Source organism: Paraburkholderia humisilvae (assembly GCF_902859855.1).
Taxonomy (GTDB): domain Bacteria; phylum Pseudomonadota; class Gammaproteobacteria; order Burkholderiales; family Burkholderiaceae; genus Paraburkholderia; species Paraburkholderia humisilvae.
Window position 1 is genome coordinate 102,943 of the sequence record NZ_CADIKH010000018.1, and the last position, 13,515, is coordinate 116,457.

At 64.0% G+C, this 13,515-nt stretch carries 15 protein-coding genes; 11 read left to right on the forward strand and 4 right to left on the reverse strand.

Annotated elements, in window-relative coordinates; genetic code table 11:
- The first annotated feature begins 65 nt into the window (after window positions 1-65).
- The 8 genes from HV796_RS20180 (at window position 66) to HV796_RS20215 (ending at window position 6,012) form a co-directional block, all read left to right on the forward strand.
- Window positions 66-317: a GlsB/YeaQ/YmgE family stress response membrane protein gene (locus HV796_RS20180; RefSeq protein ID WP_175228329.1), complete on the forward strand. Its 252-nt coding sequence runs from the start codon at window positions 66-68 to the stop codon at window positions 315-317.
- 236 nt (window positions 318-553) lie between these two features.
- The gene (locus HV796_RS20185) at window positions 554-1,348 is read left to right on the forward strand and encodes an SDR family oxidoreductase (protein ID WP_175228330.1); all 795 of its coding nucleotides are present in this window, start codon (window positions 554-556) and stop codon (window positions 1,346-1,348) included.
- A 67-nt stretch (window positions 1,349-1,415) separates the two neighbouring features.
- On the forward strand, window positions 1,416-1,613 hold the full coding sequence (locus HV796_RS20190; protein WP_246355946.1) for an oxidoreductase-like domain-containing protein: 198 nt from the start codon (window positions 1,416-1,418) through the stop codon (window positions 1,611-1,613).
- A 33-nt stretch (window positions 1,614-1,646) separates the two neighbouring features.
- Window positions 1,647-2,504 carry an NAD-dependent protein deacetylase gene (locus HV796_RS20195; RefSeq protein ID WP_175228269.1) on the forward strand — a complete coding sequence of 286 codons (858 nt, stop codon included), beginning with the start codon at window positions 1,647-1,649 and terminating at the stop codon, window positions 2,502-2,504.
- Window positions 2,505-2,578: 74 nt separating this feature from the next.
- Window positions 2,579-3,190, forward strand: a complete 612-nt coding sequence (locus HV796_RS20200) for a pyridoxamine 5'-phosphate oxidase family protein (protein ID WP_175228270.1) — start codon at window positions 2,579-2,581, stop codon at window positions 3,188-3,190.
- A gap of 23 nt (window positions 3,191-3,213) precedes the next feature.
- The gene (locus HV796_RS20205) at window positions 3,214-3,831 is read left to right on the forward strand and encodes a DUF938 domain-containing protein (RefSeq protein WP_175228271.1); all 618 of its coding nucleotides are present in this window, start codon (window positions 3,214-3,216) and stop codon (window positions 3,829-3,831) included.
- 165 nt (window positions 3,832-3,996) lie between these two features.
- Window positions 3,997-5,409, forward strand: a complete 1,413-nt coding sequence (gene gndA, locus HV796_RS20210) for an NADP-dependent phosphogluconate dehydrogenase (protein ID WP_175228272.1) — start codon at window positions 3,997-3,999, stop codon at window positions 5,407-5,409.
- A gap of 261 nt (window positions 5,410-5,670) precedes the next feature.
- The gene (locus HV796_RS20215) at window positions 5,671-6,012 is read left to right on the forward strand and encodes a DUF4148 domain-containing protein (RefSeq protein ID WP_175228273.1); all 342 of its coding nucleotides are present in this window, start codon (window positions 5,671-5,673) and stop codon (window positions 6,010-6,012) included.
- 103 nt (window positions 6,013-6,115) lie between these two features.
- Here HV796_RS20215 and HV796_RS20220 read toward each other — a convergent pair whose 3' ends face one another.
- Window positions 6,116-6,847 (reverse strand): DUF2968 domain-containing protein, encoded by a 732-nt coding sequence (locus tag HV796_RS20220; protein WP_175228274.1) that lies wholly within the window; start codon window positions 6,845-6,847, stop codon window positions 6,116-6,118.
- Between the two features lie 80 nt (window positions 6,848-6,927).
- Window positions 6,928-7,248, reverse strand: a complete 321-nt coding sequence (locus HV796_RS20225; RefSeq protein ID WP_175228275.1) for a hypothetical protein — start codon at window positions 7,246-7,248, stop codon at window positions 6,928-6,930.
- Window positions 7,249-7,447: 199 nt separating this feature from the next.
- Here HV796_RS20225 and HV796_RS20230 point away from each other — a divergent pair, with 199 nt between their 5' ends.
- The 3 genes from HV796_RS20230 (at window position 7,448) to ltaE (ending at window position 9,915) form a co-directional block, all read left to right on the forward strand.
- Complete coding sequence (locus HV796_RS20230; protein ID WP_175228276.1) at window positions 7,448-7,759, forward strand: cupin domain-containing protein; 312 nt, start codon at window positions 7,448-7,450, stop codon at window positions 7,757-7,759.
- A 266-nt stretch (window positions 7,760-8,025) separates the two neighbouring features.
- Entirely contained in the window at window positions 8,026-8,772 is a 747-nt protein-coding gene (locus tag HV796_RS20235) for a peptidoglycan DD-metalloendopeptidase family protein (protein ID WP_175228277.1), read from the forward strand.
- A 138-nt stretch (window positions 8,773-8,910) separates the two neighbouring features.
- Complete coding sequence (ltaE, locus tag HV796_RS20240; RefSeq protein ID WP_175228278.1) at window positions 8,911-9,915, forward strand: low-specificity L-threonine aldolase; 1,005 nt, start codon at window positions 8,911-8,913, stop codon at window positions 9,913-9,915.
- On the opposite strand, the gene HV796_RS20245 is transcribed toward ltaE, so the two are convergent.
- Window positions 9,900-11,333 carry an MFS transporter gene (locus tag HV796_RS20245; protein ID WP_175228279.1) on the reverse strand — a complete coding sequence of 478 codons (1,434 nt, stop codon included), beginning with the start codon at window positions 11,331-11,333 and terminating at the stop codon, window positions 9,900-9,902. The two genes, ltaE and HV796_RS20245, sit on opposite strands and share 16 nt — an antisense overlap.
- A 406-nt stretch (window positions 11,334-11,739) precedes the next feature.
- The gene (locus HV796_RS20250; protein ID WP_175228280.1) at window positions 11,740-13,146 is read right to left on the reverse strand and encodes a glycerophosphodiester phosphodiesterase family protein; all 1,407 of its coding nucleotides are present in this window, start codon (window positions 13,144-13,146) and stop codon (window positions 11,740-11,742) included.
- Window positions 13,147-13,515: the final 369 nt, after the last annotated feature.

Genomic DNA, 13,515 nt, shown 5'->3' on the forward strand with positions numbered 1-13,515 from the left:
GGGGGAGTACGGCACGCTGTGCCATTCGGCCACGACGCGTGGCTTCACTGACGAGGGAGGTGCATATGCTTGCGTTTATCGGTACGTTGATCGTCGGTTTGGTCGTCGGACTGATCGCGCGCGCGATCAAACCCGGCGACGACAAGATGGGCCTCATCATGACCATCGTGCTCGGCATCGCGGGCTCGCTGATCGCGGGTTACGTCGGGCGGGCGGCGGGGTGGTATCACCCGGGGCAGGGCGCCGGATGGATTGCGTCGGTGATCGGTGCGATCGTGTTGCTCGTGATCTACGAATTTGTACGCAAACGCATGTAATCGCAGTCGCTGCACGCGATGCGCCGCGCGTGCGCGGTTGCCCGCGACACTGCGCGGCGCACGCGCTTCGGTCATCATGCTGCGTGGATGGCACCCTTGGTTTGCGGCCAAACGGCCGCGAGGCGCGAGGGCACAAACGTGAGCGACGCGTCGGCGTGAAACGCGTGCACGCGGCGTCCTCAACTCAAGGAGGCACAGTGGCTGAAGATAGCGCGGACAATGTCCGCGAAGCACAAATGGCATTCGGCGAGCAGGAAGCGCCGAGAACCCGGCGCACCTCGCTCGGCAAGGTCGCGCTGGTGACCGGCGCGGGCAGCGGCATCGGTCGCGCAACCGCGCGCAAGCTGTTCGAGCACGGCTACAGCGTAGTGCTGACCGGTCGTCGGCAGCAACCGCTCGATGAGCTTGCCGCAGAGGCGCGCGCCGGCGGTTTCGAAGCGTTCGCGCACGCTTGCGACGTCACGGAGCCAGCCGGCGTCGCCGCGCTGTTCGACGCGATCCGTACCCGCTACGGGCGCCTCGATGTGCTGTTCAACAACGCGGGACGGGGTGCGCCGGCCGTCGAGATCGACGCGCTCGCGCTGGAAGACTGGCGTGCGGTCGTCGATACGAATCTGACGGGCGTGTTTCTTTGCACACAAGCCGCGTTTGCGATGATGAAGGCGCAGACGCCGCGCGGCGGGCGCATTATCAACAACGGGTCGATCTCCGCGCATGCACCGCGGCCGTACAGCATCGCGTACACGGCGACCAAGCACGCGATCACCGGACTCACGAAGTCCGTTTCGCTGGATGGCCGTCCGTACGATATCGTGTGCGGCCAGATCGACATCGGCAATGCAGCGACCGAGATGGCGGCGCGCATGGCGAAAGGGGTGCCGCAGGCGAACGGCCAGATTGCGGTCGAGCCGTTGATGGACGTCGAGGATGTGGCCGATGCGGTGCTGCATATGGCGAGTTTGCCGCTGTCGGCCAACGTGCAATTCATGACGATCATGGCAAGCAAGATGCCGTTCGTCGGCCGCGGGTGACGCGCACGCCATTTGCGCGATCCCCCTATACTGAACGCTGGCTCCGCTTTTCATGCCGCAAGCCCACGTGCGTCAGTCCCAACGCAACGAAGATCCGGCGGCACGGGCCGATCCCCCGCCCGTGCCGCCCACCCGCCCATCCCCGGACGACTGCTGCCGCAGCGGTTGCGATCCGTGCGTGTTCGATCTGTACAATGAAGCGCTGGAACGCTATGACGCCGCGCTGGCCGAGTGGGAAACGCGGCACGGCAAGCGTGCGCCGTAGTGCCTGCCCGCCTTCGCTCGATGACCCCGCTTCATGACTGAACTCGCCGCCCCGTTGACCGAGCCCGCAACGCTGCATGCGCTGCACGACTTCGTTGCGCGTTATCCGCGCCTGTTCGTGCTGACCGGCGCGGGCATCAGCACCGATTCCGGCATTCCCGGCTATCGCGACGAAAACGGGCAATGGAAGCGCTCGCCGCCCATCACGCTGCAGGAGTTTCTCGGCACGCAGGCGTCGCGGCGCCGCTATTGGGCGCGCAGCATGGTCGGCTGGCCAGTCGTCGCGCACGCGCAACCGAACGACGCGCACCGCGCGCTCGCGCGACTAGAGGCCGCAGGGCACGTCGCCGCGCTGGTCACGCAGAACGTCGATGGCTTGCATCAGCGTGCCGGTAGCACCAACGTGATCGAACTGCATGGCAGTATCGGTGCGGTGACCTGTCTCGATTGCGGTGCGCGGCACACGCGCGCCTCGATTCAACGCGTGCTCGAAGCCGATAATCCGGCGCTGCTGCAAGCGCAGGCGGAGCCGGCCGCTGATGGCGATGCGCATCTCGAATGGCACGCGCTCGACACGTTTCGTGTGCCGGCGTGCACGCAGTGCGGCGGCTTGCTGAAACCGGCGGTCGTGTTCTTCGGCGAGAATGTGCCGCGCGAAACCGTCGACGAGGCATCGCGCGCGCTCGAAGCAGCCGATGCGCTGCTGGTGGTCGGTTCATCGCTGATGGTTTATTCGGGTTATCGCTTCTGTGTTTGGGCGCACAAGATGAACAAGCCGATTGCCGCCATCAATCTGAGCCGCACGCGTGCCGACCCGATGCTGTCGCTGAAAATGTCGGCACCGTGCGCCGATACGCTGACCGCGCTGGCCGCACGGCTCGCAGCCGAATGATCCGATTGAACCGCGGCGCGCGTCAGTACGGCTGCGCGATCGCGTGCGTAGTGCCAACACCCCGGAGACACACGATGCCGACGCTGACGACGATCGAAGCACTCGAAGCGCTGTACGGCGTGCCGCACGAACGCTCGGTGCGCAAGGAAATAACGTTCGTCAATGAAGACTATCGCGCGTTCATCGAACATGCGCCGCTCGTTGTGCTCGCAACCAGCGGCCCCGAAGGGCTCGACTGTTCGCCGCGAGGCGATGCGCCGGGCTTCGTGCGCATCGTCGATGAACGGACGCTCGCGCTTCCAGACCGCGTCGGCAATAACCGCATCGACAGCCTGCGCAACATCATCGTCAATCCGCATGTCGGCCTGCTGTTTGTCGTGCCGGGCGTCGGCGAGACACTGCGCGTGAATGGCCGTGGCCGCATCAGTGCGGACGCCGCGTTGCTCGACAGCTTCGCGGTGGACGGCAAGCGGCCGCGTACGGTGCTGCTGGTCGATATCGACGCGGTCTACTACCACTGCTCGAAGGCGTTGGTCCGTTCGAAGCTGTGGGAACCGTCGCATCATGTGGAGCGTTCACGTCTACCGACGGCGGGCGCAATCCATCGCCGCCTCAACGGCCCGTCATTCGACGCGGACGCGTACGATCGCGATCTCGCCGAACGAGTTCGCACGAGCCTCTACTGATCAATCAACCCATCAGGGCACCCATGACGACCCCTTCGACTCCGGATGCACGCGAACACGCGCCTTCGGCCGAGCGCAATCGCGATCCGATCCTCGCGGTACTGCGCGAGGTGATGCCGCAACACGGGACCGTGCTCGAAATCGCGAGCGGCAGCGGCCAGCATGCGATTCATTTCGCGGCAGCGTTTCCCGGCCTCGTCTGGCAACCGAGCGATCCTGACGCCGGCGCGCGCGCGTCGATCGCCGCGTGGACCGCGCACGCCGGTCTGACGAATATCCGGCCGCCGCTCGATCTCGACGTTTGCCGCAAACCATGGGGCATCGATGCGGCGCACGCGCTGGTGTCCATCAACATGATCCATATTTCGCCGTGGGCGGCCACCGAGGCGCTGATCGACGGCGCCGCGCGCCTGCTGACGAGCGGCGGCGTGCTGTATCTGTACGGACCGTATCGGCGCGGCGGCGCGCATACGGCGCCGAGCAACGAAGCGTTCGACCAGCAGTTGCGCGGCCGCAATCCCGCATGGGGGGTACGCAACATGGAAGCGGTCGTGCAGCTTGCCGATGCGGCTGGCCTGGCGTCCGACGCGCCGATCGCGATGCCGGCTAACAACTTCAGCCTCGTATTCCGGAAACGCTGATGCTTGCCGCGGGTCTCACGCATCGCGCAGGCTTCCACCCTGCTGGAAGTGGCAATCTGAGCGTGGTTGCGCCGTTTCTTTTATCCTTTCATCCTTGACGCCGCGCGGGCCGACGGCAACGCGGGTTTATGCGGCATCAGTCACTCGGACATCTGGAGAACTCACATGGGCAAACAGGCAATCGGCGTCGTAGGGCTAGCGGTTATGGGCCGTAATCTGGCGCTCAACATCGAAAGCCGCGGTCACGCGGTCTCCGTATTCAACCGGACGCGCGAGAAAACCGACGAGCTGATCGCCGAGTTTCCTGATCGCAAGCTGGTGCCGACTTTCACGATGGAAGAATTCGTCGCGTCGCTCGAAAAGCCGCGGCGCATTTTGCTGATGGTCAAGGCCGGCGCCGCGACCGATGCGACCATTGCGGCACTGCAACCGCTGCTGGAAAAAGGCGACATTCTGATCGATGGCGGCAACACCCATTTCACCGACACGATCCGCCGCAATCAGGACCTCGCGAAAGCGGGGCTGCATTTCATTGGCACCGGTGTGTCGGGCGGCGAGGAAGGTGCGTTGAAAGGCCCATCGATCATGCCGGGTGGCCAGCGCGATGCGTATGACCTCGTCGCGCCGATCCTCACCGAAATCGCCGCGAAGGCGCCGGATGACGGCGAGCCGTGTGTCGCGTACATGGGGCCGGACGGCGCCGGGCATTTTGTGAAAATGGTGCACAACGGCATCGAATACGGCGACATGCAATTGATCGCCGAAAGCTATGCGGTGCTCAAACAGGTGCTGGGCCTGTCGAACGAGGAACTGGGCCGCGTCTACACCGAGTGGAACAAGGGCGAGCTCGACAGCTATCTGATGGAGATCACGTCGAAGATCTTCAGCAAGAAAGACGAAGAAACCGGTAAGGACCTCGTCGATATCATTCTCGATCGCGCCGCGCAGAAGGGCACCGGCAAGTGGACGAGCCAGAACGCGCTGGACATCGGCGTGCCGCTGCCGCTGATTACCGAATCGGTGTTCGCGCGCGTGCTGTCGTCGCTAAAGGATCAGCGCGTGGCCGCGAGCAAGGTGCTCGAGGGGCCGGCGGCGAAGCCGTTCAGCGGCGATCGCAACGCGTTCATCGAAGCGGTGCGCCGCGCGCTGTATTTCAGCAAGGTGATTTCGTACGCGCAGGGCTTCTCGCAACTGCGTGCGGCATCGGAAGAGTACAAGTGGGATCTCGACTACGGCACGATCGCGAAGATTTTCCGTGCCGGCTGCATCATTCGTGCGCGCTTCCTGCAGAAGATCACGGACGCCTATACGAAGGACAAGGCGTTGGCGAACCTGTTGCTCGATCCGTACTTCCGCGATATCGCGGCCAATTATCAGGGCGCGCTGCGTGAGGTGGTGACGGCGGCCATTGCCGCCGGCGTGCCGGTGCCGGCGTTCGCGTCGGCCATCGCTTACTTCGACGGCTATCGCTCCGCGCGGCTGCCGGCGAACCTGGTCCAGGCGCAGCGCGATTTCTTCGGCGCGCATACGTTCGAGCGCATCGACAAACCGGGCAGCTTCCACGCGAACTGGGCGTAAACGCGTTCGGGCCGGTCCCGTTCACCGGAACGCGAGCGGCGGCGTCACTGGGCGTCGTCGCTTTTTTTGCGCGCTTTATTGCATCCCAAACTATAGGATTCGATAATTTCGCGATCTTTCGCGAGATTATTGCGCGAATTGGAATGGTGTATCGCCACGGTAGGTATTTACCCTAATCTGACCCTTCCGTAGACTTTCATCAACGCCTCGAACATCAGATTCCCGGCGAACCCAAAAACAAGATCTCGGAGGTTATACGTCATGAAAACGTTCATTCCCGCGGTTCTCGTCGCTACGCTGCTGGCCGCGCCGGTGGTTTCGTTTGCGCAGGCATCGCAGTCGAATCAGCCGCTCACCCGCGCACAAGTCCGGGAAGATCTGGTGCAACTCGAGAAGGCGGGCTACGACCCGCTGAGCGACCGTCAGGAATACCCGCGCAACATTCAGGCTGCGGAAGCGCGCCTGCAAGCGCAAAAGGCGCAGAACGCAGTAGTCGCGCAAGGCGACACCAGCGGTTACGGCGTGCAAGTCGGTGGGACGTCCGAGGCTGGTCGCGCGGCGGCTGATGAACGCGGCCCGCGGTCGGTGTTTTTCGGGCACTGATTGACGTAGCGCGGCGGCAGTTCCTTGCCGCCGGCCGAAACAGAAAGACGCCGGCCAGGGTGATCTGGCCGGCGTCTTTTTTGCGCTTTCCCTGCGCACCCCGTTAACGATTCGTCAAATGCGGCACGCCATCGTGCGCGGCAAGATCGAGTTGATGAATCTGCCGGCTGACCTTGTTCAACTGCGCCTGCGCGGCGACACGCTGTGCCTCCAGTTGCGCGACTTCCCTGTGCACCTGATGCTGACGGCTCGTCACCGCCTGTTCCTGATTGGCCGATCGTTGCAGCGCCTTGCGCAATTGCTCGGCCTGCGCTTCCGATTGCGCGATGATCTTCATCAGTTGTTCGTTCTGCGCTTCGAGTTGCACGCGACGCGTCTGCCCATCGGCGAGACGCATCGCTTGCAGTTCGAACTGGTGGAAGATGCCCTGCGCCGCATCGAGATCGTTCACCCTCAACGCACGCCATGGCGTACCGTCCTGATACAGCGCAACGTAGTACTTCAACTCCTTCGCGTGAAACAGCAGACTCACCGAGTAGTCGAACGCGCGAAATACGCGAAACGGCGCGAGCGCGCCTTCTCCCACCATCCACTCGATGTCCGCCGGGTCCGCGAAATGCGCGGCGCGGCCATTCGATTGCGAGGGCATCGGATGCAGCGTCGCGACGGGCCGCACCGCGCGTTCGACCGGCAGCCCGGGCGAGACGGATGTTGCATCGTGTGTGGCGCCATCGACGCTCGTGCCGGGTGACGAAGGTTCGTGCCGATCGAGGCGGACCAGATGTGCGATGCCATCGGTCGGCATCGTGCGGCGGCGGTTGGGCAGAATCTTCATGGCAGCACCTCCAGATTCATGCGGATAGCTAACTATCTGGTTGTCGTCGCAACGTAAGTAGACGTTCCCCGTAATTTAGGCTAATGCAGCGTGCGCTGCGGGCGCGTGATTTCATCGAAGAGCGCGTGGCTCGGCTCGAGCGCGAAGAGCCACGATTCGTCATAGCCGCTTAGCGTATCGAGCGCATCGCGTAGACGTTCGATGGCCAGTGCCGGAATCTCGACGGTTGCTTCGACCCCGCTCGACAGGCCGGCGATGCTGGCAAGCTGTACGAGCGCGTCCGCGGCTTCGGCCACGTCCGCTGCGAACACGAGATGCGTATTCAGCAGTTCAACGAGACTGCGCGACGACGCAACTTCGTCGACGCTGAGCTGCACGGCCAGAAACATGGCTTTGTTCATGCTCGAACTCCTCATGGACAGGACATCGCGGCGGCTCGCTTGCCCGCTGTGCATTGCGTCAGCTTGAACCAGTATAGGCGAGCAGCGTGTGGAAGCAATGGTCGCACGAATCCGCGCGCGGCGCGCGGGCGGGGGCTTGCGGCCCTATAATGATTCACCCTGCGACTTCACTGTCGGTTCACTGTCCGTCCTGGCAACCATGAAAATCATTCGCAGCCGCAGCTTTACCGCCGAATGCCCTTGGGGTGCACTCGATATCGCGAACATGCGTGGCATTACGACGCGCGTGCACTGGACCAACCAGCCATACAGGTGGCATATCAATGACGGCGAAGAAGTGTTTGCGGTGCTCGACGGGCGTGTGGAGATGCGTTACCGCGAAAACGGCATCGAACACTCAACAATCCTCGAAACGGGGGACGTGTTTCATGCATCGGTGGGTACCGAGCACGTCGCGCATCCGGTCGGCGAAGCTCGTATTCTCGTCGTCGAATCGGAAGGCAGCGTGTAGCGGATAAAAGCGGCCGATGCACGCGTTGCCCAATCAATCTGCAATGCCAACGATGTGTGTGGGGGATCGCTCGATGAGTGAGAGACCTCCCGTTCGATGTATACGGGACCCGTGAAAATGCGCACGAGAGACATCCGGGCGGTATCCGAAAAGCGCGCACGCAAGCGCCGATAAAGTGAGCGATGGACGTGCGTTCGCGCGTGACGGCGGCTGTCGAGCAACGGCATAATGGTTCTTCAACTTCGGACCGCGTCGAGGATCGCAAGATGACCGGTAAGTGGCATACCGCACAAACGCAAGCCTGGGTTTACCTTTCGGTTGCGACGATGCTGAGCGCATGCGCGTTCACGCCGCCGTGGGAGAACAATCCTCCGCCGCCCACCACGATCGGCACGCGTGCAACGGGCGGCGCCGCGGCTAACGGCGTGCCGGCGGGCTTCTATCGCGTGAACCCGGGGGACACGCTGCAGAGCATCGCGGGCGCCTTCGGCCAGCGCGCGCAGGATATCGCGGTCTGGAATGGATTGAGCCCAGGCACGCCCATCGCAACCGGGCAGGTGCTGCGAGTCGCGCCGCCGTCGCTTACGCCGGGCGCGACGGCGACGCCGGCCCCTGGTGCGCCGCAGCCTCCATCAACGGCTGCGGTACAGCCCGGCGTGCTTGCGTGGCCGCTGCGCGGACCGATACTGAAGACCTTCGTACCGGGCAAGACAAATGGCATCGTGATCGGCGGGCGCGTCGGCGAGCCCGTCCGTGCGGCGGCGGCGGGCCGCGTCGTTTACGCGGGCGCGGGTATTCCCGCTTACGGCCCGCTCGTCATCATCAAGCACAGCGATTCGCTGATCACCGCCTACGGCCAGAACAGCAAGCTGCTCGTGCAGGAAGGCCAGGCGGTCACGCAGGGGGAGCCGGTCGGCGAGGTTGGCCAGGACAGCAACGGCGTCGGGTCGATCCAGTTCGAGGTGCGCCAGGACGGCCACCCGGCCGATCCGCTCGCATGGTTGCCGCGCTAGACGGCGGTCATCGCGCGATGGCGCCGCGTTTGCGTGCGGCTCGTGTCGCCAGGAGTTGATACACTCGCGGGTTCAATCACTCACGTTCGCGGCGCCCGGTGCGCGACGCGTTCCCCGCCATCCTTACAGGAAGTGCTCATGATCGATTTGCGCAGCGATACCGTTACCCGGCCGAGCAAGGCCATGCTCGCCGCGATGGCGTCTGCCGATGTCGGCGACGACGTGTGGGGCGATGACCCGACCGTCCTGCGTTTGCAGGCGACGGTCGCGGAGCGCGCCGGCAAGGAGGCGGGTCTGTTTTTTCCGAGTGGGACGCAAAGTAATCTCGCGGCGCTGATGGCGCATTGCGCGCGCGGCGACGAATACATCGTTGGGCAGGCCGCTCACACGTACAAGTACGAAGGCGGTGGCGCGGCCGTGCTGGGCAGTATCCAGCCGCAGCCGATCGAGAATGCGCTCGATGGTTCGCTGCCGCTCGACAAGATCGCCGCGGCAATCAAGCCGATCGACGATCACTTCGCGCGCACGCGTCTGCTCGCGTTGGAGAACACCATCGGCGGCAAGGTGCTGCTCGCGGGGTACGTCGCGGAGGCGACGCAGTTCGCGCGCGAGCGCTGTCTTGCGACCCATCTGGACGGTGCGCGCGTCTGCAATGCGGCGGTCGCGTCGCGTCAGCCGGTTGCGGCGCTGTGCGCGCCATTCGACTCGGTGTCGATCTGCTTTTCGAAAGGACTCGGTGCGCCGGTGGGTTCAGTGCTGGTCGGCAGCAAGGCGTTGCTCGAGAGCGCGCATCGCTGGCGCAAGGTGCTCGGCGGCGGCATGCGGCAAGCGGGCGTGCTGGCGGCGGCGTGCCTGTATGCGCTCGAGCACAACGTCGAGCGCCTTGCCGAAGATCACGACAACGCCGCCCATCTGGCCGCCGGGCTGGCACAGATCGCCGGGCTGAAGGTGCAATCGCAGGCGACCAATATGGTGTTCGCGCAAGTGCCGCAAGCGCACTGCGCGCCGCTCGAAGCGTGGCTGAAAGAGCGCGGCATCCTCACCCAAATGCTGTACGCGTCGCGCTTCGTCACGCACATGGATGTTTCGCGTGCCGACATCGACACATTCATCGCAGCCGTCAAGGGCTACTTCGCCCGTTGACTCAGCGGTTTCGTCCCCGCGGCCGGCGCTTGCGGGGCACTGCCGGGGTCAGTGCCCGGGTCACTACCTCCGCGCCGCGCCGCGCGATGTGATGGCGCAAGCAGGCGCAGGCCGCTCACGATGCTGGCGGCGCCCGCGAATACCGCGCCGGTCACCAGTGCCAGCGTCGGCCCGTGACGGCCGGCAATGCCGAAGCTCAGCGCGACCAGCGCGGCGCCGGTGGTTTGCCCGAGCAGACGCGCGGTCGCGATGATGCCGCTCGCGCCGCCACTGCGTTCACGCGGCGCGCTCGCCATGATCGCTTTCAGATTCGGCGACTGGAAGAAGCCGAAGCCCGCGCCGCACAACGACATTCTGAGCGTGATGTCGACCACCGACGGATGGGGCGGCAGCAGCGCGAGCGAAATCATCCCCACGCAGAGCACCGCAAGACCGATCCCGCCGAGCAGACCTGGCGGGTAGCGGTCGGACAGCCGGCCCGCGAACGGCGCCGCGAGCGCGACTACCACCGACCATGGCGTCATCAGAAAGCCTGTTTCAACCTGGCTGCGCTGCAGGACGGTTTCGAAATAGAACGGCAGCGACACGAACGCAAGTCCTTGCGCCGCGAACGAACAGACCGCCGTCACCGCCGACAACGTGAACACGGGCAGCTTGAACAGATCGACCGGCAGCATGGGCGCCGGATGTCCCGCCTCACGCTTGACCATCAGCACACCGAACACCAGCGCGATGGCCGCGGCGACCAGCACGATCTGCGTCGGCGCGCGCTGGGCAGCTTCCGCGAGCGCGAAGATCAGCGCGGCGAACATGATCACGTTGAGGATCGCCGCGACCCGGTCGAAATGATGCTTGCCGCGCGGGGTATGCGGCAACGCGGGCAGCGCGAACGAAATCGCCAGAATGCCGAGCGGCACGTTGACCGCGAACAGCCACGGCCAGTTCGCGACTGACAGAATCAGCGAGGCGACGGTCGGGCCGGCGGCGAACGCAGTGCCGACGACGAGTGCGTTGAGCCCGAGGCCGCGTCCGAGCCGATGCGGCGGGTAGAGGCTCTGGATGATCGCCGAATTGACGCCCATGATTGCCGCTCCGCCAACGCCCTGCGCGACGCGGGAGATCGCCAGCAGCGGCAGGTTGGGCGACATCGCGCACGCTAGCGAAGCCGCGGTAAACAGCGCAATCCCGCTGATATAGACGCGCCGATGGCCGATGATGTCGCCGAGCGCCGCGAGCGGCAGCAGCGTCGACACCATCGCGAGCTGGTACGCATTGATGATCCACACCGATGCCGCCGGCTTCGCGTGCAGATCGGCGCCGATGGCAGGAAGGGCGGTGTTCGCGATGGCGGTGTCGATCGACGCGAGCGCGACGGACAACATGATCGCCACCAGCGCGAAGCGGTGGCCGGAGGACATCGGTACATCGGCGACGCGGGTGGGATCGGAGGTGGGGCGGTGTTCTGACAAAACCGGGGCTCTGCATGAATGGGCGAAGTGCGGCAAACCGGCGCGAACGGCCGGGCTGGCGCGGATTCGCAATTGTTACAGACGCCGGGGATTCTTGCTGGATCACGTGCATCGCGCTGACAGAGTTGTCATTGCGATGAAAGGTTTAAGAAAGCGAAGCAGTCAGCCTTGCAATTTTTGTCTTGCCGTCAGTCATCAATGGCTTTGTGACGGCGTTATTGGCGGTCGTCATCTATCCGCAGGTGTGTGACTGATTTTGAATCCGAACCGGTCGCGCGAAGCTGTCGCGTGCAGGGTAAACCGGTCGGCATGACCATGCGGACATGCCGACCGGGAAGCGGATCGAATGTGCGGGTTAGCGGCCCGTTTCCTTCAGGTACTGCGCGCGCGCGGCGACGGCCGTGTTCGCGAAGTCGGAGAACACGCCGTCGATGCCGGCGCGGTAGGCATCGAGATATTCGCCGACCGGGTCACCCTTGTACTTGCCGGGCAGATAGCGCGGTTCGTTGCGGAAGGTGTACGCGTGCACGAACAGGCCGGCCTTGTGCGCGTCGGCGATCAGGCTGGTCGGCTCGACCGAGTTCACGTCGCTCAGCGCCGGCGCGAAAGGCGTGCCGTCGGCGTTCGTGTCCTTCCACGGCGTGACCTTCCACGCGAACACTTGCGGCTTCCACGGACCGATACCATCGGCATAGGTCTTCACGTCGGCGAGACCGGCCGGGGTGAGCAGGTCACCGAACCAGCGCGGGTCGCCGTTTACGGTCCAGCTGTACGGCCGGCCGTCGACGAACGCGTAGTCGTCGTTGGTCTGGTAGATCATCTCGCCCGTCTGGTAGTTGACGGCGTTGCCGTCGATCAGCTGCACCATCCGCGCTTGCACGCCTTGGGCGCGCATGTACTTCAGGCTCGCCGGGTCGAAGCTCTGCACGAACACCGGCGCGGTGCGCGTGTTGAGGTTGTTGTCGTTGAGGAACTTGACGATCGCGTCTTCGAACGGATGCGTGCCGGCCGCACCGCAGCCGTTGGCGATTGCCTGCTGATTGTTCCAGTAGGGGTTCTTCGCTTCCGGATAGATCGTGAACGGCTTGCCCGTGACAACGGACTTCGCGCGTGCGATGTCGTAGACCTCCTGCATCGTCAGGACCGGGAACTGGCCGTTCAGCGCGGTCGGGCGCACGTCCTTCGCATCGAACGTGGTGCCGCGGATCCATTGCTTGAGCTCGGCCACCGTGAAGTCGGTGATCGACCAGTCGTTGGTATGGTCCTCGCCATCGACGATCAGCGATTTCAACACCGATTTCGGATCGGCCGGGTCGGTCAGGTCGCTCAGGTAGGAGGCGGGGCCGGTGGTCGGTGTGGTGGTCCACTTGACCGGCACGCGCACGCCGGGCACGGTGCGCTTGCGCGAGGCGACGTCGGCGTTGGTCTTCGCGACGTCGGCGACGTTCGTGTTGTCGCTAAGCCACGGGTTGTGACGCGCGACGAGCACGCAGTCCTTGCTCAGGTGCAGGTCTTCCTCGAGCGAGTCGGCGCCGGCGTCGGCTGCCGCTTCGTACGAAACTTGCGTTTCCTCCGGATAGAGGCCGGGCAAGCCGCGATGGCCGATCACGAGCGGCGTGTTGCCGTCGAGTGTGTTCAGCGCGGAGGGCGTTTGGGTCGGCGCTGGCGTGGCGGGATCGTCACTGCCTCCGCATCCGCTCAGGGCCACGCTGCTGAACAGCGCGACCAGTAGGCACGAAATGCCGGTTCGGGAAAGCGTCATGGAGTGGTTTTTCTTCATGTGGCTGGGGTGGGTTATCGAACATGAATGCGCGGCTGACTGCCGCGGGAACGACGGAGGGATTGCGGTAAAGATTGAAAGAAGGGTGTGCCGGGCGACACGTTTTTCTGACATTTCATGTTTTTCTGTTTTAAAAATGTAAAACACGAAGTTTGCATTTGTAATATGACAAATATTTGCTGGATGGGAGCGATCGCTCTTTGCGTGAGAAAAGTTAAGGTTCTCCCGAAGGATTCCGGCTCGAATATGTATTTCTAATAGCTTTCGATGTCGCGACGAGCAGGCCATCAAGCGATTTTTCGAACGGCTCCGAGGCTTTCGTTTTTGTTTTCTCGTTTTCGAGCCAGGCTT

Excerpts from the sequence above, each read along its gene's own strand:
- HV796_RS20245 (WP_175228279.1), bottom strand. The coding sequence starts at position 11,333 with ATGTCCTCCGGCCACCGCTTCGCGCTGGTGGCGATCATGTTGTCCGTC.
- HV796_RS20250 (WP_175228280.1), bottom strand. The coding sequence starts at position 13,146 with ATGACGCTTTCCCGAACCGGCATTTCGTGCCTACTGGTCGCGCTGTTC.
- HV796_RS20215 (WP_175228273.1), top strand. The coding sequence starts at position 5,671 with ATGAAAACGTTCATTCCCGCGGTTCTCGTCGCTACGCTGCTGGCCGCG.
- HV796_RS20180 (WP_175228329.1), top strand. The coding sequence starts at position 66 with ATGCTTGCGTTTATCGGTACGTTGATCGTCGGTTTGGTCGTCGGACTG.
- HV796_RS20230 (WP_175228276.1), top strand. The coding sequence starts at position 7,448 with ATGAAAATCATTCGCAGCCGCAGCTTTACCGCCGAATGCCCTTGGGGT.
- HV796_RS20195 (WP_175228269.1), top strand. The coding sequence starts at position 1,647 with ATGACTGAACTCGCCGCCCCGTTGACCGAGCCCGCAACGCTGCATGCG.
- HV796_RS20185 (WP_175228330.1), top strand. The coding sequence starts at position 554 with ATGGCATTCGGCGAGCAGGAAGCGCCGAGAACCCGGCGCACCTCGCTC.
- ltaE (WP_175228278.1), top strand. The coding sequence starts at position 8,911 with ATGATCGATTTGCGCAGCGATACCGTTACCCGGCCGAGCAAGGCCATG.
- HV796_RS20225 (WP_175228275.1), bottom strand. The coding sequence starts at position 7,248 with ATGAACAAAGCCATGTTTCTGGCCGTGCAGCTCAGCGTCGACGAAGTT.
- gndA (WP_175228272.1), top strand. The coding sequence starts at position 3,997 with ATGGGCAAACAGGCAATCGGCGTCGTAGGGCTAGCGGTTATGGGCCGT.
- HV796_RS20205 (WP_175228271.1), top strand. The coding sequence starts at position 3,214 with ATGACGACCCCTTCGACTCCGGATGCACGCGAACACGCGCCTTCGGCC.
- HV796_RS20220 (WP_175228274.1), bottom strand. The coding sequence starts at position 6,847 with ATGAAGATTCTGCCCAACCGCCGCCGCACGATGCCGACCGATGGCATC.
- HV796_RS20235 (WP_175228277.1), top strand. The coding sequence starts at position 8,026 with ATGACCGGTAAGTGGCATACCGCACAAACGCAAGCCTGGGTTTACCTT.
- HV796_RS20200 (WP_175228270.1), top strand. The coding sequence starts at position 2,579 with ATGCCGACGCTGACGACGATCGAAGCACTCGAAGCGCTGTACGGCGTG.